We start from the raw sequence: 19,596 nt of genomic DNA on the forward strand, positions 1-19,596 counted from the left end.
AACGTTCCGCGCGATGCGCCGGTGTTCGAAAAGCAGGCGTGTGCAGGAGAGGCGGAAACGGATCCGGGCGCACAGCGTCCGGCGGCCGCCTCGCGGCATGTAGGGGATCGATGACTGAGTATGGCCGGGGCCAAGGCCCCGAACCGTGGCATCCCGAGGACCCGTTGTACGGGGACCAGGGATGGTCAGGACAGCAGGCCGCCGGTGGCCAGAGTCCGTACGGCGGCCAGCCGCAGCAGCACTACCCGCAGCAGCCGCAGCAACACCAGCAGTACGACACGGGCCAGCAGCATGGCTACCAGTCGTACGACACAGGCCAGCAGCCCTCGTACGGAGGGGGTTCGCACGGTGGGTACGACACCGGGCAGCAGGCCTCCTACGGCGGCGGTGCGCAGAGCGGCTATCCGCAGCACGACTACAACGGCGGCTGGGACACGGGCCAGCAGCCCTCCTACGGCGCGGGGCCCGACCCCTACGGGCAGCCCGCGCAGTACGGCGGCGAGCAGCCCGACCACTACCGCACGCCCGAGGCCTTCCCGCCGCCGCAGCCTCCGGGGCGCCGGCGCGCGGTGCCCGAGCAGAAGCCCGACTGGGATCCGGGCCCGGACCAGGGCGAGCACGCGTTCTTCGCCGGCGGCGGTGACGACGGCGACGACTATGACGACGACCGCGGTCGCGGCGGTGGCCGCGGAGACCGAAGAGGCCGCGGCGGCAAGGGCGGCAAGAAGCGCCGCAGCGGCTGCGCGTGCCTGGTCGTGGCGGCGGTGTTCGCCGGCGGTATCGGTGGGGTCGGGTACTTCGGGTACCAGTTCTACCAAGATCGTTTCGGTGAGGCCGCGGACTACGACGGCAGCGGCAATGGCGAGACCGTGGCCGTGGAGATCCCCAAGGGCGCGGGCGGCAATCAGATCGGCCAGATCCTGAAGGACGCCGGCGTCGTCGCGAGCGTGGACGCGTTCGCCGCCGCGCAGGCGGACAACCCCAAGGGCCTCAGCATTCAGGCCGGCGCGTACATCCTCCAGAAGGAGATGTCCGCCGAGGCCGCGGTCGCGATGCTGCTCGACCCCAAGAGCGGCAACAACCTCGTCGTGATTCCCGGTGCCCGCAACACGACGATCTACAAGGAGATCGACAAGCGCACCGGTCAGGAGCCGGGCACCACGGCGAAGTACGCCAAGGAGCACTGGAAAGAGCTCGGCGTGCCCAAGTGGGCCCTGTCTCCGGACAAGGACGTCAAGGATCCGCTCGAAGGCTTCCTGCACCCGGCGACGTACGCGGTGTCCGAGGGCATGAAGTCCGAGGACGTCCTCAAGAAGATGGTGGCGGGCGCCACGACGCAGTTCGAGGACTACAACCTCGAGTCCAAGGCGAAGGGCCTAGGCCTGGACAACGCGACCGACATCCTCACCGTCGCGAGCATCGTCCAGAAGGAAGGCAACAACAAGGCGGACTTCGAGAAGATCGCCCGCGTTGTCTACAACCGCCTCAAGCCGGGCAACACCGAGACCTACGGTCTGCTCGACATGGACTCGACGGTCAACTACGCACGGGGCGAGTCCAAGCTCGGTACCGGCAAGGTCGACGACCTGCGTAACTACGAGGACCCGTACAACACGTACTGGCCCGGCCCGAACGGCTCGAACAAGGGCCTGCCGCCCGGCCCGATCAGCACCATCAGCAAGGAAGCCCTTGATGCGGCGCTGAACCCGGCGAAGGGCAACTGGTACTACTTCGTCTCGATCGACAAGGACACCACGCTGTTCGCGGTGACGAACGAGGAGCACAACAAGAACCGCGAGAAGTACCTCAAGGGGCAGGGCGACTGATCAGGAAGGGGCGAGCCGCCGCGAATCGCGGCTCGCCCCTCCCGGTGGCTCTCTTTCCGTACTGAATGTTCACCGGCCTGCGGCCTGAGGTTCAGAGCTCGGCGCATGCATGTCATGATCACGTCAAGTTCTGTTGATCCAGGGGTGGACTCATGCGTGTACGTGCGAAGTTGGGTGTCGTCGGTGCGACGGCCGCCATGTTGTTCGGCGCGATGGCCGGTGTTGCGCATGCGGATTCGGGGGTCGCCGGGTGCGGTGCCGAGCCGAGTGACGCGGGCGGCGTCAGCTGCACGTTCTGGTTCTACAAGCCCGATGGCAACACCGAGGCGGGCATCGCCGGCTTCGTTGCCTACGGCGAGCACATCAGCGCTCAGGACCGGGACGTCGACGGCAGGGGCGTCTTCATCTCGGCTTCCTGGAGCGGTGGCTACAAGGAGCTTTGGGTGACCGGTGGGGACACCAGCCGCAAGGAGGCGAACCTGTCGATCGCCGAGGGCGTCTCGGTGACCGTCAAGGCCTGCCAGACGAACAACGGTTCGCTGATCAACTGCGCCACGAGGACGGCGAAGGCCTGACCAAGCCGCTGATGCGGCATGATTTAGGCGCCACGGAGCGCCAGGCGTTCGGTGGCCGCACCCAGTCCTCGAAGCGCCAGCAAGGAGAACAGCGTCAGATGCGTACCCGGTCGGCGGTTCTCGGCTCGCCCATCGCCCACTCGCTCTCGCCCGTCCTGCACCTGGCCGCCTACGAGCGGCTCGGGCTGCGGGACTGGTCGTACGAGCGGTTCGAGGTGGATGAGGCGGCGCTGCCCGGGTTCGTCGAAGGGCTCGGCGAGGAGTGGGCCGGGCTTTCGCTGACCATGCCGCTGAAGCGGGCTGTGCTGCCGCTGCTCGACGAGGTCAGCGAGACGGCCGCGTCGGTGGAGGCCGTGAACACGGTGGTCTTCACCGAGGACGGCCGCCGCGTCGGCGACAACACGGACATCCCAGGGATCGTCGAGGCGCTGCGCGAACACGGCGTCGAGCAGGTGGAGTCGGCGGCGATCCTCGGCGCCGGTGCCACTGCTTCCTCGGCGCTGGCCGCCCTCTCCCGTGTCTGTACGGGGGAGGTCGTCGCGTACGTGCGCAGCGAGGCGCGGGCCATGGAGATGAAGCAGTGGGGCGAGCGCCTCGATGTCGACGTGCGTACGGCGTCCTGGAGTGACGCGGCGGCGGCACTCGAGGCGCCGCTGGTGATCGCCACGACGCCGGCCGGGACGACCGACGATCTGGCGCGGTCCGTGCCCGAGCGGCCCGGCACGCTCTTCGACGTCCTGTACGAGCCGTGGCCGACCGAACTGGCCGCGCGCTGGTCGATGTTCGGCGGTGCGGTGGTCAGCGGTCTCGATCTGCTCGTGCACCAGGCGGTGCTGCAGGTGGAGCAGATGACGGGGCGTTCGCCTGCTCCGCTGAACGCGATGAGGGCCGCGGGGGAGCGAGCGCTCGTGGAGCGCTAGGATCCCCGCGTTCTCGTTGTGATCCCGTGGGGGGACCTTTATGTCTGCGGACGTGACGCTGGCCTCGGTCGGCAGCAGGATTTTCGATGGTGTGCTCGGGTTTCTCCCCGACTGGATCCAGATCACCTTTGTGGCGCTGGTGCTGCTCGCCCTCGTCGCGAGCTGGGTGATGAAGATCAAGCGCAAGATCGCCCACCGTCGCGCGCTGCGGTCGGGTGTGCCCGTCCAAGCGGCGGCTCAGCGCGGCCGGCGCTCCGGCGCCGACTATCTGGGGCAGTACGCCCCGGGAGCCCAGCAGCCTGTGGTTCCTCAGCAGCCCGTGGTGCCGCAGCAGCGCAGCGGCGCCGACTTCCTCGGCAGCTACGCCCCGCAGCAGGACGACGGGCGGCGCGACGCCTGAGCCCGCGGATCGGTACGCGCGTCCGCCTGCTGGACCGGCGCCCTGTGCAGGGTGCCGGTCATGGGAGGATCTAGGCAGGCGGGCCAGGGCCGCGCACCCGGTCGCGCCGCCGCTTTACCAGGCGCGAGCATGAGGAGCACCGTTGAGCAGGTTGCGTTGGCTGACCGCGGGCGAGTCCCACGGCCCCGCACTCGTGGCGACCCTTGAAGGGCTGCCCGCGGGCGTCCCGATCACCACGGAGATGGTGGCGGACCACCTGGCGAGGCGACGGCTCGGCTATGGACGCGGCGCGCGGATGAAGTTCGAGCAGGACGAGATCACCTTCCTCGGCGGCGTGCGCCACGGCCTGTCGATGGGCTCCCCGGTCGCGATCATGGTGGGCAACACCGAGTGGCCCAAGTGGGAGCAGGTCATGTCGGCCGATCCGGTCGACCCCGAGATCCTCGACGGTCTCGCGCGCAACGCGCCGCTGACCCGCCCGCGCCCCGGTCACGCCGACCTCGCCGGTATGCAGAAGTACGGCTTCGACGAGGCCCGGCCGATCCTGGAGCGAGCCTCCGCCCGTGAGACCGCGGCCCGTGTCGCGCTCGGTGCGGTCGCCCGGTCGTACCTCAAGGAGACCGCCGGGATCGAGATCGTCAGCCATGTCGTGGAACTGGCGGCGGCGAAGGCCCCGTACGGCGTGTACCCGACCCCGGCCGACGTCGAGAAGCTCGACGCCGACCCGGTGCGCTGCCTCGACGCCGACGCGTCGAAGCAGATGGTCGCGGAGATCGACCAGGCCCACAAGGACGGCGACACCCTCGGCGGTGTGGTCGAGGTGCTCGCGTACGGCGTGCCGGTCGGTCTCGGCTCGCATGTGCACTGGGACCGGCGCCTCGACGCGCGGCTCGCCGCCGCGCTCATGGGCATCCAGGCCATCAAGGGCGTCGAGGTCGGCGACGGCTTCGACCTCGCGCGCGTGCCCGGTTCCAAGGCGCACGACGAGATCGTGCAGACCGAGGACGGTGTGAAGCGTTCGTCCGGCCGCTCCGGCGGTACGGAGGGTGGTCTGACCACCGGTGAACTGCTGCGCGTACGGGCCGCGATGAAGCCCATCGCGACCGTGCCGCGCGCGCTCGCCACCATCGACGTGGCGACGGGCGAGGCCGCCAAGGCGCACCACCAGCGCTCCGACGTGTGCGCCGTGCCCGCCGCGGGCATCGTGGCCGAGGCCATGGTCGCTCTGGTGCTCGCGGACGCCGTGGCCGAGAAGTTCGGCGGCGACAGCGTCGGCGAGACCCGGCGCAATGTGCTGTCGTACCTCGACAACCTGCACATCCGATGAGCCCGCAGGGTCCGCGCATCGTCCTCGTCGGACCGATGGGCGTGGGCAAGACGACGGTCGGCGAGCTGCTTGCGGAGCGGCTCGGCTGTACCTTCCGTGACACCGACGCGGACATCGTGGCCGGTGAGGGCCGCGAGATCGCGGACATCTTCCTGGAGGACGGTGAGCCGCGCTTCCGCGAGCTGGAGCGCGCGGCGGTACGCGAGGCGCTCGCCGGCCACGAAGGGGTGCTCGCCCTCGGCGGCGGCGCCGTGCTGGACGACGGCACGCGCGAGCTCCTCGCCGAGCACACCGTCGTCTACCTGTCGATGGACGTCGACGAGGCGGTCAAGCGCACCGGTCTGAACGCGGCACGCCCGCTGCTCATGATCAATCCGCGCAAGCAGTGGCGTGAACTCATGGAAGCGCGCCGCCCGTTGTACCAGGAAGTCGCCCGCGTGGTGGTCGCCACCGACGGCCGGGCCCCCGAAGAGGTCGCCGAAGCGGTCCTCGAAGCACTGGAGTTGAAGCAGGCATGACCGAGCAGCAGGTGACCCGGATCCAGGTCGGCGGTACGGCCGGGAGCGATCCGTACGAGGTGCTCGTGGGCCGCTCGCTGCTCGGTGAGCTCGGCGGTCTGATCGGGAAGACGGCGCAGCGGGTCGCGGTCATCCACCCCGAGGCGCTCGCCGAGACCGGGGACGCCCTGCGGGCCGACCTCGCCGAACAGGGCTACGAGGCCGTGGCCATCCAGGTGCCCAACGCCGAGGAGGCCAAGACCGCCGAGGTGGCCGCGTACTGCTGGAAGGCCCTGGGCCAGACCGGCTTCACGCGTACCGATGTGATCGTGGGCGTGGGCGGCGGCGCGACCACCGACCTCGCCGGATTCGTGGCGGCCACCTGGCTGCGCGGGGTGCGCTGGATCGCCGTGCCCACCACGGTGCTCGGCATGGTGGACGCGGCCGTCGGCGGCAAGACCGGGATCAACACCGCCGAGGGCAAGAACCTCGTCGGCTCCTTCCACCCGCCGGCCGGTGTGCTCTGCGATCTGGCCGCGCTGGACTCGCTGCCGGTCAACGACTACGTGTCCGGGCTCGCCGAGATCATCAAGGCGGGCTTCATCGCCGACCCGGTGATCCTTGACCTGATCGAGCAGGACCCCGAGGCGGCCCGTACGCCCGCGGGTCCGCACACCGCCGAGCTGATCGAGCGATCGATTCGCGTCAAGGCGGAGGTCGTCTCCAGCGACCTCAAGGAGTCGGGTCTGCGCGAGATCCTGAACTACGGTCACACCCTGGCGCACGCGATCGAGAAGAACGAGCGCTACAAGTGGCGGCACGGTGCCGCGGTCTCCGTCGGTATGGCCTTCGCGGCCGAACTCGGCCGTCTCGCGGGCCGGCTGGACGACGCCACGGCCGACCGGCACCGCAGCGTCCTGGAGTCCGTCGGGCTGCCGCTGAGCTACCGCTACGACCAGTGGCCCAAGCTGCTCGAGACGATGAAGGTGGACAAGAAGTCCCGCGGCAACCTGCTGCGTTTCATTGTCCTCGACGGGCTCGGCAAGCCCTCGGTGCTCGAAGGCCCCGACCCGGCGATTCTGCTCGCCGCGTACGGCGAAGTTTCTTCGTAAACAAGCCATTTGGGAACTTCCTCCCGCCCCTGGCCGTTCACACAACGACGGCCGGGGGCGGTACCGTTCCCTCACGACCTGGGAAGCAGGGACCCGACGCCGAGTTCCGCCCGACGAGGCGCCGACCGGCGCCAGTCGCCTGCACGAGACGGAGTGGCACCGGATGCAGCACGCAGTGGGCAACCCGCTGCCGCCCCATCAGCCGGGGCACGGACCGGCCGGCACGCACCAGGTTCCGCCAGGGGCCGGACCGGTGTACCAGGGTTCCGTGACCCCGCCCGGCCCGCCGCATGGCGCGGTGCCTCCGCCCGGACCGGGCGGGCCCGCAGGGCCTGCGGGCCCGCCGCCGCCCGCGGCGAACTTCCACAACGGTCCCCCGCCTCAGCCCGCGCCGACCCCGCAGCGCGCTCCGGCCCCGCACCCGCCCGCGCAGCCCGCGCCGCCGCCTTCGCGTGACACGACGGGCCATGTGCAGCTGCCGCCCGGCGGCCCCGTCGCCGTTCCGAGCCCGCCGCAGGGCCAGGCGCCCGTCGACACCGGGGCGACCACGCTGGCCGTGCTCCTGATCGGCCCCGCGGGAGCGGGCAAGACCTCCGTCGCCAAGCACTGGGCCGAGCACCGCAGGGTGCCCACGGCGCACATCAGCCTGGACGACGTACGGGAATGGGTGCGGTCGGGGTTCGCGGATCCCCAGACCGGGTGGAACGACCACTCGGAGGCGCAGTACCGCCTCGCCCGCCGCACCTGCGGCTTCGCCGCGCGCAACTTCCTGGCCAACGGGATCTCCTGCATCCTCGACGACGCGGTCTTCCCCGACCGGCCCGTGGTGGGCCTCGGCGGCTGGAAGCGCCATGTGGGCCCCGGCCTGCTCCCGGTGGTCCTGCTGCCCGGCCTGGAGATCGTCCTGGAGCGCAATGCCCAGCGCAGCGGCAACCGGCGGCTCACGGACGAGGAAGTCGCCCGGATCCACGGCCGGATGGCTGGCTGGTACGGCTCGGGGCTGCCCATCATCGACAACTCGCACTACGACGTGCCGACGACGGCCCGGGTGCTCGACGAGGTGCTGGCCCGGTCGATAGCCAGTCCGCCGCAGTGGTGAGCTTTCGGGGTGTGGCGGCGGGTCCGTCGCCGTCGTGAGCCTCAGGGGTGCGGCCGTTGCCATTGTGGGCTTCAGAGTGCGGCAGCGAGCCTGCCGCCGTCGTGAGCCTCAGGGGTGCGGCGTCAGGTTGTACGCGCTGACTCCTGCGGGGGAGTACGTGGGCGAACGCGTTGACCTCCGTGGGCGCGGTGCCTGGTCGGTGGGCGGGCCTTTGCGGGGACGGCGCCCGGTCGGACGCGCTGACCGGGCGGGGCCGCGCCATCGTTCGTACGCTCGGCTCATGTCAGAGGTGTACGCGGCTCGCAGGGAGCGGCTGAGGGAACAGTGCACGGCAGGCGGCAGCGCCGCGGCCGTGGTGTCCCGGCCCGCCAACGTCCGTTATCTCGCGGGCGCCTCGCCCCGAGGAGCCGTGCTGCTGCTCGGCCCCCGCGAGGATCTGCTGCTCTGCAGCCAGGTGCCGACCGGCGAGCCCGTCGAGGGCAGGCCGGACGAACATCTGCGGCTGCAGGTGCTCGGTGCGCCGGACGGCGACGCGGCGGTGGCCGCGGCCGGCCTGGCCGCCGCCGCGGGCGCCGAGTCGCTCGCCGTGGAGGAGCACCATCTGACGGTCGCCCGCCATCGGGCGCTCACCTCGGTCGCACCCCGGCTGCGCCTGGCCGACTTGAGCTGCGCCGTGGAGCAGCTGCGGCTCGTCAAGGACGAGGAGGAGATCTCCTGCCTCCGTATCGCCTCGGAGATCACCGATCAGGCACTCGGTGAGCTGCTCGAATCGATCCTGGTCGGCCGCACCGAGCGGCACCTGGCCCTCGAACTCGAACGCCGGCTGGTCGACCACGGCGCCGACGGACCGGCCTTCGCGACATCCGTGGGAACCGGGCCGAACTCTGGGCGCGGCGGTCACCGTCCGTCGGACCGCCGGGTCGAGGAGGGCGACTTCCTGTCCGTCTCGCTCGGCGCCAACTACCGCGGCTACCGCTGTGAGATCGGCCGTACCTTCGTCATCGGCACCTCTCCGGCCGACTGGCAGATCGAGCTGTACGACCTCGTCTTCGCCGCGCAGCGGGCCGGTCGTGAGGCCCTTGCGCCCGGTGTCGCCTACCGGGATGTGGACCATGCGGCCCGGCAGGTTCTGGACTCCGCCGGGTACGCGGAACAGCTTCCCGCGGCCACCGGACACGGCGTCGGGCTCGAAATCGGTGAGGACCCGAAGTTGGCCCCCACGGCCATGGGTAAACTGGACGCTTGCGTGCCGGTCACCGTCGAACCAGGGGTACACCTCCCGGGACGGGGTGGTGTCCGGATCGATGACACGCTCGTCGTGCGCCCCGAGGCGGACGGCGGACCCGAGCTACTCACCATCACGACCAAGGAGCTGCTCGCGCTGTAGCGCGGCCTGCCCTCGGTCCACCAGTCCAGTCCAGGAGATCCGCAACCGTGGCTTCCACGAACGACCTCAAGAACGGCATGGTGCTCAAGCTCGACGGAGGCCAGCTCTGGTCCGTCGTCGAGTTCCAGCACGTCAAGCCCGGCAAGGGCCCGGCCTTCGTGCGCACCAAGCTGAAGAACGTGATGTCCGGCAAGGTCGTCGACAAGACGTTCAACGCCGGCGTGAAGGTCGACACGGCCACCATCGACAAGCGCGACATGCAGTTCTCGTACATGGACGGCGAGTACTTCGTCTTCATGGACATGGAGACCTACGACCAGCTGCACGTCGACAAGAAGGCTGTCGGCGACGCCGCCAACTTCCTGATCGAGGGCTTCACCGCCACCGTCGCGCAGCACGAGGGCTCGGTGCTCTTCGTCGAGCTGCCGGCCGCCGTCGAGCTCGTCATCCAGGAGACCGAGCCGGGCGTCCAGGGCGACCGCTCCACCGGTGGCACCAAGCCGGCGACGCTGGAGACCGGTCACCAGATCCAGGTCCCGCTGTTCATCACCACGGGCGAGAAGATCAAGGTCGACACCCGTGACAGCAGCTACCTCGGCCGGGTGAACAGCTAACCGTGGCTGCCCGCAATACGGCTCGTAAGCGCGCCTTCCAGATCCTCTTCGAGGCCGACCAGCGCGGCGCCGACGTGGCGACGGTCCTCGCGGACTGGATCCGGCTCTCGCGGTCGGACACGCGCCAGCCGCCGGTCAGCGAGTACACGATGGAGCTCGTCGAGGGATACGTGCAGCACGCTGCGCGGATCGACGAGCTGATCGCCCAGTACTCCGTCGGGTGGACGCTCGACCGGATGCCCGCCGTGGACCGCAACATCCTGCGGCTCGGTGCCTACGAGCTGGTCTGGGTCGACGGGACGCCGGACGCCGTCGTGCTCGACGAGGCCGTGCAGCTCGCCAAGGAGTTCTCCACGGACGAGTCTCCGTCCTTCATCAACGGCCTCCTGGGCCGCCTGAAGGACCTCAAGCCGTCACTGCGCCGGGACGAGGCGTAAGTTTTCGTCGCATCGGCCGGCATGGCAAGAGCCCGCAACGCGTTGTGCGTTGCGGGCTCTTGCCGTACGGGTGGGGCTCGGTGCACCGGTGACGCATTCGCGGCTTCCGGCCGCCTGGCAGCTCCGAGGCGGTGGTCGGCGTGAGGGCGGGCGGTCAGGCCGCAGCCCGTCGTACCCGGTAGTTCCAGCGGCTCAGTGAGCGGACCATCGTCTCGGCGCCGATCGGGTTGGCGCTGTGGACGTACACCGTCCCGATGCGGAACGGGCGGCCTTGGGAGGCTGCCTCCTCCAGGAGCGTGACCACCGGCATGATGCTGTCCTCGCCGCCCAGGTCGTGGTCGAGCCAGAGCTCGTCGACGTAGCTGTCGCGGTGCTCCAGGAGCAGCTCGACGCCTTCGCGGCTGGTCCGGGCGAGACGCGTGGTGTGCGGGAGGGGGCGGAGGTCGTCGATGCCGAGGACGAGGGGCGCCCGGTCTTCGTTCACCCGCACATCCTCACAGCGCCACCGGCATGCGCACCAGCCGATAAAGGATGCCTTGGCATACCAAGCTCTGGCCAAGGGGGATCGGCGGCGGCGGAGAGTTCAGGCCAATGAAAAAGCCGCCTGGGCGGGACCGGTGGTCCCGCCCAGGCGGCACGTTTCTGCAGTGCGGTCAGGCCTCTTCGTGGGCCACCGCGCGACGGGCGTCGGCGTCCAGGACGCCCCAGCTGATGAGCTGCTCGGTGAGGACCGAGGGCGACTGGTCGTAGATCACGGCGAGGGTGCGCAGATCGTCCTGACGGATCGAGAGCACCTTGCCGTTGTAGTCGCCGCGCTGCGACTGGATGGTCGCCGCATAGCGCTGCAGCGGGCCCGCCTTCTCCTGCGGGACGTGAGCAAGACGCTCGAGGTCAAGGACCAGCTTCGGCGGCGGCTCGGCGGCGCCACCGGGCGTCGTGCCCGGGAGGAGCTCCTGCACCGGCACCCCGTAGAAATCGGCCAGCTCGGCCAGGCGCTGCACCGTCACGGCACGGTCGCCGCGCTCGTACGACCCGACCACGACCGCCTTCCAGCGTCCCTGGGACTTCTCCTCCACACCGTGGAGGGAGAGGCCCTGCTGGGTGCGGATCGCTCGAAGCTTGGCCCCGAGCTGTTTGGCGTATTCGCTGGACATATAGCTCCCGGACACCGATTCGATCTGCGGCCGGTCCAAGCCTGCCGCATGGCTGGTAACTCACTGTGAGGTTACGCAGCGTTACGTCCATGCGTCAAGCCGAAAGGTCCGTACCGCCCCTTCGAAGGGGGTGTGATCAGCGCCGTTGTCATTTGCTGGTACCGTGGTTGGCGCAATTACGACGTCCTTTAAGGTCCGTCCCGTGAGGCGGAGAAGGAGGTCCTTTTCATGGACTCAAGCGCGCATTCCGACGCTGCCCGGCCCGTTCTCGAAGGCCCGGACATCGCGCGGGTACTGACCCGCATCGCCCACGAGATCGTCGAACGCGCCAAGGGCGCCGACGACGTGGTGCTCCTCGGCATTCCGACCCGCGGCGTGTTCCTCGCCCGGCGCCTGGCCGCCAAGCTCGAAGAAATCACCGGACGCAAGATCCCGGTCGGCTCCCTCGACATCACCATGTACCGCGACGACCTGCGGATGCACCCGCCGCGGGCCCTCGCGCGCACCGAGATCCCCTCCGACGGCCTCGACGGCCGCCTGGTCGTCCTCGTGGACGACGTCCTCTTCTCCGGCCGCACCATCCGCGCCGCCCTCGACGCCCTGAACGACATCGGCCGGCCGCGCGCCGTGCAGCTCGCCGTTCTGGTCGACCGCGGCCACCGCGAGCTGCCGATCCGCGCCGACTATGTCGGCAAGAACCTCCCGACGTCGCTGCGGGAGACGGTCAAGGTCCAGCTCGACGAGGAGGACGGCCGCGACGCCGTACTGCTCGGCGAGAAGCAGACCTCCCCGGCAGGCGAGCGCTAGCACTCCCGTGGTCCGCAAGGACCCCGTGTGCTCACGCACGCCCGCATGCCCGTGAATCCGGGGAGACCCGGAAACTCCTGAACTGCCTTACGGAGCCTTCCAGATGATGCGTCACCTCATCTCGGCCGCCGACCTCACGCGCGACGAAGCCGTCCTGATCCTCGACACCGCCGAGGAGATGGCCCGCGTCGCGGACCGGCCGATCAAGAAGCTGCCCGCGCTGCGCGGACGGACGATCTGCAACCTGTTCTTCGAGGACTCGACCCGGACCAGGATCTCTTTCGAGGCCGCCGAGAAGCGGCTCTCGGCGGATGTCATCAACTTCGCGGCCAAGGGGTCCTCGGTCTCCAAGGGCGAGTCCCTCAAGGACACCGCCCAGACCCTGGAGGCGATGGGCGTCGACGCCGTCGTCATCCGGCACGGCGCCTCGGGTGCCCCGTACCGCCTGGCGAACTCCGGCTGGATCGACGCACCCGTCATCAACGCCGGCGACGGCACCCACCAGCACCCCACGCAGGCGCTGCTCGACGCCTTCACCATGCGCCGCCGGCTGCTCGGTCCCGACGCCGGGATCGGCCAGGACCTGTCCGGCAAGCGCATCACGGTCGTCGGCGACATCCTGCACAGCCGGGTCGCCCGCTCGAACGTCGACCTGCTGCACACCCTCGGCGCCCAGGTCACGCTGGTCGCGCCGCCCACGCTGCTGCCGGTCGGCATGGACGACTGGCCCTGCGACGTCTCGTACGACCTGGACAGCACGCTGCCGAAGAGCGACGCCGTGATGATGCTGCGCGTCCAGCGCGAGCGCATGAACGCCGCGTTCTTTCCCACCGAGCGCGAGTACAGCCGCCGCTACGGCCTGGACGGCGACCGCATGGCCAAGATGCCGGAGCACGCGATCGTGATGCACCCCGGCCCGATGGTGCGCGGCATGGAGATCACCGCCGAGGTCGCGGACTCCCCGCGCTGCACGGTCATCGAGCAGGTCGCCAACGGCGTCCACACGCGCATGGCTGTCCTCTATCTGCTTCTCGGCGGCAATGAGCCCGCCGTCACCCATGCCCGCCCCACCGATTCGGAGAGCAAGTAACCATGAGCAAGATTCTGATCCGCGGTGCGAAGGTCCTGGGTGGCGAGCCGCAGGACGTGCTGATCGACGGCGAGACGATCGCCCAGGTCGGTACGGGTATCGAGGCGGGCGACGCCCAGGTGATCGAGGCCGACGGCAAGATCCTCCTGCCGGGCCTCGTCGACCTGCACACGCACCTGCGCGAGCCGGGCCGTGAGGACTCCGAGACCGTTCTGACCGGCACCAAGGCCGCCGCGCGCGGTGGCTGGACCGCCGTGCACGCGATGGCCAACACCTTCCCGGTCGCCGACACCGCCGGTGTCGTCGAGCAGGTCTGGCGGCTCGGCCGCGAGTCCGGCTACTGCGATGTGCAGCCGGTCGGCGCCGTCACCGTGGGCCTGGAGGGCAAGCAGCTCGCCGAGCTCGGTGCGATGCACGAGTCCGCCGCCGGTGTCGTGGTCTTCTCGGACGACGGCAAGTGCGTGGACGACGCCGTGATCATGCGGCGCGCGCTGGAGTACGTGAAGGCCTTCGACGGTGTCGTCGCCCAGCACGCGCAGGAGCCCCGTCTGACCGAGGGCGCCCAGATGAACGAGGGCGTCGTCTCCACCGAGCTGGGTCTCGGCGGCTGGCCGGCCGTCGCCGAGGAGTCGATCATCGCCCGCGATGTGCTGCTCGCCGAGCACGTCGGTTCCCGTGTGCACATCTGCCACCTGTCGACCGCGGGCTCCGTCGAGATCGTCCGCTGGGCCAAGTCCCGCGGCATCGACGTGACCGCCGAGGTCACCCCGCACCACCTGCTCCTCACCGACGAGATGGTGCGTACGTACAACCCGGTCTACAAGGTCAACCCGCCGCTGCGTACGCAGAACGACGTGATGGCGCTGCGCGAGGCGCTGGCCGACGGCACGATCGACATCGTCGCCACCGACCACGCCCCGCACCCGCACGAGGACAAGGACTGCGAGTGGGCCGCGGCCGCCATGGGCATGGTGGGCCTGGAGACCGCGCTCTCCGTGATCCAGCACACGATGGTCGACACCGGTCTCCTGGACTGGGCGGGCGTCGCCCAGCGCATGTCCGTGAACCCGGCGAAGATCGGCCGCCTGGCCGGCCATGGACGTCCCGTCTCGGCAGGTGAGCCGGCCAACCTCACCCTGGTCGACCCGGCATACCGTGGGCCCGTGGACTCCGCGGAATTCGCCTCCCGCAGCCGCAACACCCCGTACGAGGGTCTCGAGCTGCCCGGACGCGTCACCCACACCTTCCTGCGGGGCCGCGCGACGGTCATCGACGGGAAGCTGGCGTGAGCACCTACCTCATCACTGCAGAACAGAAATCCGCCGAGGTCACGGACTGGGCGGCGCGGATCGGCTGGGTCGTCGGACTCCTGCTGTTCATCGCCCTCGTCTACTGGCTGATGCGGCAGGGCTGGAAGTGGCGGGGCACGCTGCAGAGCGATCTGCCCGAGCTGCCCACCGCGCCCGAATCGGCGGGTCCGGCGAAACTGGAGCTGAGCGGCCGCTACCACGGGTCCACCACGGCCGGGCAGTGGCTCGACCGGATCGTGGCCCACGGGCTCGGCACGCGCAGCCGCGTCGAGCTGACGCTCACTGACGCCGGTCTGGATGTCGTACGTCCTGGGGCGCAGGACTTCTTCGTCCCGGCCGCGGCCCTGCGCGAGGCCCGGCTCGACAAGGGCATCGCCGGCAAGGTGCTCGCCGAGGGCGGTCTGCTGATCGTCACCTGGGAGCACGGCGGGAAGCTGCTCGACTCCGGCTTCCGGTCCGACCACGCCGCGGAGCACGCGGCCTGGGTGGAGGCCATCAACTCCATGAACACGACCACCACCAGCACGGAAGGCGCCGCACGATGACGACCTCCACCAGGGGAGCCCGCAAGCAGGCCGCTCCCGCCGTACTCGTCCTGGAGGACGGCCGTATCTTCCGCGGCCGCTCCTACGGGGCCGTGGGGGAGACCTTCGGCGAAGCCGTGTTCTCCACCGGCATGACCGGCTACCAGGAGACGCTGACCGACCCCTCGTACCACAAGCAGGTCGTCGTGATGACGGCTCCGCACGTGGGCAACACCGGTGTGAACGACGAGGACCCCGAGTCCTCCCGTATCTGGGTCTCGGGTTACGTCGTACGCGACCCCGCCCGCATGCCGTCCAACTGGCGCGCCAAGCGCACGCTGGACGAGGAGCTCGCGAACCAGGGCGTCGTCGGGATCTCCGGCATCGACACCCGCGCCCTCACCCGCCACCTGCGCGAGCGCGGCGCGATGCGCGTCGGCATCTTCTCCGGCGAGGCCGTCGCGGACGACGCGGCGCTGCTGGCCCGCGTGAAGGACGCGCCGCAGATGAAGGGCGCGAACCTCTCCGCCGAGGTCGCCACCAAGGAGACGTACGTCGTCCCCGCGATCGGCGCCAAGAAGTTCACGGTCGCCGCCGTGGACCTGGGCATCAAGGGCATGACCCCGCACCGCATGGCCGAGCGCGGCATCGAGGTGCACGTGCTGCCCGCGACCGCGACGGTTGAGGACGTGTACGCGGTCAACCCGGACGGCGTGTTCTTCTCCAACGGGCCGGGCGATCCGGCCACCGCCGACCACCCCGTCTCCGTCATGCAGGCCGTCCTGGAGCGCAAGACGCCGCTCTTCGGCATCTGCTTCGGCAACCAGATCCTCGGCCGCGCGCTGGGCTTCGGCACGTACAAGCTGAAGTACGGCCACCGCGGCATCAACCAGCCGGTGCAGGACCGCACCACCGGCAAGGTCGAGGTCACCGCGCACAACCACGGGTTCGCCGTGGACGCGCCCCTCGACAAGGTGAGCGAGACCCCCTACGGCCGCGCCGAGGTCTCGCATGTCTGCCTGAACGACCAGGTCGTGGAAGGACTGCAGCTGCTCGACCAGCCGGCCTTCTCCGTCCAGTACCACCCGGAGGCGGCGGCAGGTCCGCACGACGCCGCCTACCTGTTCGACCGTTTCGTATCGCTGATGGAGGCCGAGCGTGCCTAAGCGCACCGATATCCAGTCCGTCCTGGTCATCGGCTCCGGCCCGATCGTCATCGGCCAGGCCGCCGAGTTCGACTACTCCGGTACGCAGGCCTGCCGCGTCCTGAAGGCCGAAGGCCTGCGGGTCATCCTGGTCAACTCCAACCCGGCCACGATCATGACCGACCCGGAGATCGCCGACGCCACGTACGTCGAGCCGATCACCCCGGAGTTCGTCGAGAAGATCATCGCCAAGGAGCGCCCCGACGCGCTCCTTCCCACCCTCGGTGGCCAGACCGCGCTGAACACCGCGATCTCCATGCACGAGCAGGGTGTGCTCGAGAAGTACGGCGTCGAGCTGATCGGCGCCAACGTCGAGGCGATCAACAAGGGCGAGGACCGCGACCTGTTCAAGGAGGTCGTGGAGGAGGTCCGCAAGAAGATCGGGCACGGCGAGTCCGCCCGCTCGGTCATCTGCCACTCCATGGACGACGTCCTCAAGGGCGTGGAGACGCTGGGCGGTTACCCCGTCGTCGTGCGTCCCTCCTTCACCATGGGCGGCGCCGGATCCGGCTTCGCGCACGACGAGGAGGAGCTGCGCCGTATCGCCGGTCAGGGCCTCACGCTCTCGCCGACCACCGAGGTGCTCCTGGAGGAGTCCATCCTCGGCTGGAAGGAGTACGAGCTGGAGCTGATGCGCGACAAGAACGACAACGTCGTGGTCGTCTGCTCCATCGAGAACTTCGACCCGATGGGCGTGCACACCGGTGACTCGATCACCGTCGCCCCGGCGATGACGCTCACCGACCGCGAGTACCAGCGCCTTCGTGACGTCGGTATCGCGATCATCCGCGAGGTCGGCGTCGACACCGGCGGCTGCAACATCCAGTTCGCGATCGACCCGGTCGACGGCCGCGTCATCGTGATCGAGATGAACCCGCGTGTCTCCCGCTCCTCGGCGCTCGCGTCCAAGGCGACCGGCTTCCCGATCGCGAAGATCGCGGCGAAGCTCGCCGTCGGCTACACGCTGGACGAGATCCCCAACGACATCACGGAGAAGACCCCCGCGTCCTTCGAGCCGACGCTCGACTACGTGGTCGTCAAGGCTCCGCGGTTCGCGTTCGAGAAGTTCCCCTCCGCGGACTCCACGCTGACCACCACCATGAAGTCGGTCGGCGAGGCCATGGCCATCGGCCGCAACTTCACCGAGGCCCTGCAGAAGGCGCTGCGCTCCCTGGAGAAGAAGGGCTCGCAGTTCGACTTCACCGGGCCGGTCGGCGACAAGGCCGTCCTCCTGGAGGAGGCCAAGCGCCCCACCGACGGCCGGATCAACACCGTCATGCACGCGATCCGCGCCGGTGCCACGCAGGAGGAGGTCTTCGAGTCCACGAAGATCGACCCCTGGTTCGTGGACCAGCTGTTCCTCATCAAGGAGATCGCGGACGAGCTGGCCGAGGCCGAACGCCTCGACGCCGATCTGCTCGCCCACGCCAAGCGACACGGCTTCTCCGACGCCCAGATCGCGGACATCCGCGGCCTGCGCGAGGACGTGGTCCGCGAGGTACGGCACGCGCTCGGGGTCCGCCCGGTCTACAAGACGGTCGACACCTGCGCCGCCGAGTTCGCCGCCAAGACCCCGTACTTCTACTCCTCGTACGACGAGGAGTCCGAGGTCGCCAAGCGCACCAAGCCCGCGGTGATCATCCTGGGCTCGGGCCCGAACCGCATCGGCCAGGGCATCGAGTTCGACTACTCCTGTGTCCACGCCTCCTTCGCGCTGAGCGACGCGGGCTACGAGACCGTGATGGTCAACTGCAACCCGGAGACGGTCTCCACGGACTACGACACGTCCGACCGCCTCTACTTCGAGCCGCTGACGCTCGAGGACGTGCTCGAGATCGTGCACGCCGAGCAGCAGGCGGGCCCGCTCGCCGGTGTCATCGTGCAGCTCGGCGGCCAGACCCCGCTGGGTCTGTCGCAGGCGCTCAAGGACAACGGCGTCCCGGTCGTGGGCACCTCGCCCGAGGCCATCCACGCCGCAGAGGACCGCGGCGCCTTCGGCCGCGTCCTCGCCGAGGCCGGTCTGCCCGCGCCCAAGCACGGCACCGCGACCACCTTCGCCGAGGCGAAGGAGATCGCCGACGAGATCGGCTACCCGGTCCTCGTCCGCCCGTCGTACGTGCTCGGCGGCCGCGGCATGGAGATCGTGTACGACGAGGCCCGCCTCTCCTCGTACATCGAGGAGTCGACCGAGATCAGCCCGACCCGGCCGGTGCTCGTCGACCGCTTCCTCGACGACGCGATCGAGATCGACGTGGACGCGCTCTACGACGGCACCGAGCTCTACCTCGGCGGTGTGATGGAGCACATCGAGGAGGCCGGTATCCACTCCGGTGACTCCGCGTGTGCGCTGCCGCCGATCACGCTGGGCGGCTTCGACATCAAGCGGCTGCGCGCCTCCACCGAGGGCATCGCCAAGGGTGTCGGCGTGCGCGGACTGATCAACATCCAGTTCGCGATGGCCGGCGACATCCTGTACGTCCTGGAGGCCAACCCGCGCGCCTCGCGCACCGTCCCCTTCACCTCGAAGGCGACCGCGGTGCCGCTGGCGAAGGCCGCCGCGCGTATCTCGCTCGGCGCGACCATCGCCGAGCTGCGCGAGGAGGGCCTGCTCCCGAAGACCGGCGACGGCGGCACCCTGCCGATGGACGCGCCGATCTCCGTCAAGGAGGCCGTCATGCCGTGGTCGCGCTTCCGCGACATCCACGGCCGCGGCGTCGACACGGTGCTCGGCCCGGAGATGCGCTCGACCGGTGAGGTCATGGGCATCGACTCGGTCTTCGGCACGGCGTACGCCAAGTCGCAGGCCGGCGCGTACGGCCCGCTGCCCACCAAGGGCCGCGCGTTCATCTCGGTGGCCAACCGCGACAAGCGCTCGATGATCTTCCCGGCGCGTGAACTGGTCAGCCACGGCTTCGAGTTGATGGCCACGTCCGGCACGGCCGAGGTGCTCAAGCGCAACGGCATCAACGCCACGATCGTGCGCAAGCAGTCCGAGGGCGAGGGCCCGAACGGCGAGAAGACGATCGTCCAGCTGATCCACGAGGGTCAGGTCGACCTGATCGTGAACACCCCGTTCGGCACCGGTGGCCGCCTCGACGGCTACGAGATCCGCACCGCCGCCGTCGCGCGCAGCGTGCCCTGCCTGACCACGGTCCAGGCGCTCGCCGCCGCCGTCCAAGGCATCGACGCACTCAATGCCGGAGGAGTGGGGGTGCGTTCCCTCCAGGAACATGCCGACCATCTGACCGCGGCCCGCGACTAGCAGCCACGAGGGGGACACCGGAAACGGTGTCCCCCTCTTCATGAGGACAC

19 protein-coding genes are annotated in these 19,596 nt (G+C 69.7%); 17 read left to right on the top strand and 2 right to left on the bottom strand.

The features are described from left to right. Positions 1 to 110 precede the first annotated feature (110 nt). From mltG to nusB, 11 genes are all read left to right on the top strand, one after another. Complete coding sequence (mltG, locus tag H9Y04_RS24210) at positions 111 to 1,826, top strand: endolytic transglycosylase MltG (protein WP_187816092.1); 1,716 nt, start codon at positions 111 to 113, stop codon at positions 1,824 to 1,826. 152 nt (positions 1,827 to 1,978) lie between these two features. Next, a complete protein-coding gene (locus H9Y04_RS24215) occupies positions 1,979 to 2,401 on the top strand; it encodes a hypothetical protein (RefSeq protein WP_187816093.1) in 423 nt (140 codons plus the stop codon). A gap of 98 nt (positions 2,402 to 2,499) precedes the next feature. Beyond that, positions 2,500 to 3,321, top strand: coding sequence for a shikimate dehydrogenase (locus H9Y04_RS24220; protein ID WP_187816094.1), 822 nt, complete (start codon positions 2,500 to 2,502; stop codon positions 3,319 to 3,321). A gap of 40 nt (positions 3,322 to 3,361) precedes the next feature. Then, a complete protein-coding gene (locus H9Y04_RS24225; RefSeq protein ID WP_187816095.1) occupies positions 3,362 to 3,721 on the top strand; it encodes a hypothetical protein in 360 nt (119 codons plus the stop codon). 142 nt (positions 3,722 to 3,863) lie between these two features. Then, complete coding sequence (gene aroC, locus H9Y04_RS24230) at positions 3,864 to 5,048, top strand: chorismate synthase (RefSeq protein ID WP_187816096.1); 1,185 nt, start codon at positions 3,864 to 3,866, stop codon at positions 5,046 to 5,048. Then, positions 5,045 to 5,566 (top strand): shikimate kinase, encoded by a 522-nt coding sequence (locus tag H9Y04_RS24235; RefSeq protein WP_187816097.1) that lies wholly within the window; start codon positions 5,045 to 5,047, stop codon positions 5,564 to 5,566. Before aroC ends, H9Y04_RS24235 begins: the two co-directional genes overlap by 4 nt. Beyond that, the gene (gene aroB / locus H9Y04_RS24240) at positions 5,563 to 6,657 is read left to right on the top strand and encodes a 3-dehydroquinate synthase (protein WP_187816098.1); all 1,095 of its coding nucleotides are present in this window, start codon (positions 5,563 to 5,565) and stop codon (positions 6,655 to 6,657) included. Before H9Y04_RS24235 ends, aroB begins: the two co-directional genes overlap by 4 nt. A 163-nt stretch (positions 6,658 to 6,820) precedes the next feature. Continuing rightward, a complete protein-coding gene (locus H9Y04_RS24245; protein ID WP_187816099.1) occupies positions 6,821 to 7,756 on the top strand; it encodes an AAA family ATPase in 936 nt (311 codons plus the stop codon). A gap of 280 nt (positions 7,757 to 8,036) precedes the next feature. After that, the gene (locus H9Y04_RS24250) at positions 8,037 to 9,143 is read left to right on the top strand and encodes an aminopeptidase P family protein (protein WP_187816100.1); all 1,107 of its coding nucleotides are present in this window, start codon (positions 8,037 to 8,039) and stop codon (positions 9,141 to 9,143) included. 47 nt (positions 9,144 to 9,190) lie between these two features. Next, entirely contained in the window at positions 9,191 to 9,757 is a 567-nt protein-coding gene (gene efp, locus H9Y04_RS24255) for an elongation factor P (protein WP_187816101.1), read from the top strand. A gap of 2 nt (positions 9,758 to 9,759) precedes the next feature. Next, on the top strand, positions 9,760 to 10,194 hold the full coding sequence (gene nusB / locus H9Y04_RS24260; protein ID WP_187816102.1) for a transcription antitermination factor NusB: 435 nt from the start codon (positions 9,760 to 9,762) through the stop codon (positions 10,192 to 10,194). A gap of 154 nt (positions 10,195 to 10,348) precedes the next feature. Here the strand turns inward: nusB and H9Y04_RS24265 are convergent, their stop codons facing one another. Both H9Y04_RS24265 and bldD read right to left on the bottom strand, forming a co-directional pair. Beyond that, positions 10,349 to 10,678, bottom strand: a complete 330-nt coding sequence (locus tag H9Y04_RS24265; protein WP_236071266.1) for a cyclic-phosphate processing receiver domain-containing protein — start codon at positions 10,676 to 10,678, stop codon at positions 10,349 to 10,351. A gap of 169 nt (positions 10,679 to 10,847) precedes the next feature. Continuing rightward, positions 10,848 to 11,348 (bottom strand): transcriptional regulator BldD, encoded by a 501-nt coding sequence (gene bldD / locus H9Y04_RS24270; protein ID WP_093608484.1) that lies wholly within the window; start codon positions 11,346 to 11,348, stop codon positions 10,848 to 10,850. A 228-nt stretch (positions 11,349 to 11,576) separates the two neighbouring features. On the opposite strand from bldD, the gene pyrR reads away from it, so the two are divergent. The 6 genes from pyrR (at position 11,577) to carB (ending at position 19,546) form a co-directional block, all read left to right on the top strand. Then, positions 11,577 to 12,155 carry a bifunctional pyr operon transcriptional regulator/uracil phosphoribosyltransferase PyrR gene (pyrR, locus tag H9Y04_RS24275; protein ID WP_187816103.1) on the top strand — a complete coding sequence of 193 codons (579 nt, stop codon included), beginning with the start codon at positions 11,577 to 11,579 and terminating at the stop codon, positions 12,153 to 12,155. 103 nt (positions 12,156 to 12,258) lie between these two features. Then, on the top strand, positions 12,259 to 13,245 hold the full coding sequence (locus H9Y04_RS24280) for an aspartate carbamoyltransferase catalytic subunit (protein WP_187816104.1): 987 nt from the start codon (positions 12,259 to 12,261) through the stop codon (positions 13,243 to 13,245). A 2-nt stretch (positions 13,246 to 13,247) separates the two neighbouring features. Further along, positions 13,248 to 14,534 (top strand): dihydroorotase, encoded by a 1,287-nt coding sequence (locus H9Y04_RS24285; protein WP_187816105.1) that lies wholly within the window; start codon positions 13,248 to 13,250, stop codon positions 14,532 to 14,534. Then, complete coding sequence (locus H9Y04_RS24290; RefSeq protein WP_187816106.1) at positions 14,531 to 15,100, top strand: PH-like domain-containing protein; 570 nt, start codon at positions 14,531 to 14,533, stop codon at positions 15,098 to 15,100. Before H9Y04_RS24285 ends, H9Y04_RS24290 begins: the two co-directional genes overlap by 4 nt. Next, a complete protein-coding gene (gene carA / locus H9Y04_RS24295) occupies positions 15,097 to 16,245 on the top strand; it encodes a glutamine-hydrolyzing carbamoyl-phosphate synthase small subunit (protein ID WP_187816107.1) in 1,149 nt (382 codons plus the stop codon). The genes H9Y04_RS24290 and carA overlap by 4 nt, the downstream gene beginning before the upstream one ends. Next, positions 16,238 to 19,546: a carbamoyl-phosphate synthase large subunit gene (gene carB / locus H9Y04_RS24300; protein ID WP_187816108.1), complete on the top strand. Its 3,309-nt coding sequence runs from the start codon at positions 16,238 to 16,240 to the stop codon at positions 19,544 to 19,546. The genes carA and carB overlap by 8 nt, the downstream gene beginning before the upstream one ends. The last annotated feature ends 50 nt before the right edge of the window (positions 19,547 to 19,596 follow it).

It is taken from the genome of Streptomyces polyasparticus (genome assembly GCF_014493765.1).
Taxonomy (GTDB): domain Bacteria; phylum Actinomycetota; class Actinomycetes; order Streptomycetales; family Streptomycetaceae; genus Streptomyces; species Streptomyces polyasparticus.

Excerpts from the sequence above, each read along its gene's own strand:
- carA (WP_187816107.1), top strand. The coding sequence starts at position 15,097 with ATGACGACCTCCACCAGGGGAGCCCGCAAGCAGGCCGCTCCCGCCGTA.
- H9Y04_RS24215 (WP_187816093.1), top strand. The coding sequence starts at position 1,979 with ATGCGTGTACGTGCGAAGTTGGGTGTCGTCGGTGCGACGGCCGCCATG.
- H9Y04_RS24250 (WP_187816100.1), top strand. The coding sequence starts at position 8,037 with ATGTCAGAGGTGTACGCGGCTCGCAGGGAGCGGCTGAGGGAACAGTGC.
- H9Y04_RS24245 (WP_187816099.1), top strand. The coding sequence starts at position 6,821 with ATGCAGCACGCAGTGGGCAACCCGCTGCCGCCCCATCAGCCGGGGCAC.
- bldD (WP_093608484.1), bottom strand. The coding sequence starts at position 11,348 with ATGTCCAGCGAATACGCCAAACAGCTCGGGGCCAAGCTTCGAGCGATC.
- H9Y04_RS24235 (WP_187816097.1), top strand. The coding sequence starts at position 5,045 with ATGAGCCCGCAGGGTCCGCGCATCGTCCTCGTCGGACCGATGGGCGTG.
- H9Y04_RS24285 (WP_187816105.1), top strand. The coding sequence starts at position 13,248 with ATGAGCAAGATTCTGATCCGCGGTGCGAAGGTCCTGGGTGGCGAGCCG.
- H9Y04_RS24280 (WP_187816104.1), top strand. The coding sequence starts at position 12,259 with ATGATGCGTCACCTCATCTCGGCCGCCGACCTCACGCGCGACGAAGCC.
- H9Y04_RS24220 (WP_187816094.1), top strand. The coding sequence starts at position 2,500 with ATGCGTACCCGGTCGGCGGTTCTCGGCTCGCCCATCGCCCACTCGCTC.
- aroB (WP_187816098.1), top strand. The coding sequence starts at position 5,563 with ATGACCGAGCAGCAGGTGACCCGGATCCAGGTCGGCGGTACGGCCGGG.
- mltG (WP_187816092.1), top strand. The coding sequence starts at position 111 with ATGACTGAGTATGGCCGGGGCCAAGGCCCCGAACCGTGGCATCCCGAG.
- H9Y04_RS24225 (WP_187816095.1), top strand. The coding sequence starts at position 3,362 with ATGTCTGCGGACGTGACGCTGGCCTCGGTCGGCAGCAGGATTTTCGAT.
- pyrR (WP_187816103.1), top strand. The coding sequence starts at position 11,577 with ATGGACTCAAGCGCGCATTCCGACGCTGCCCGGCCCGTTCTCGAAGGC.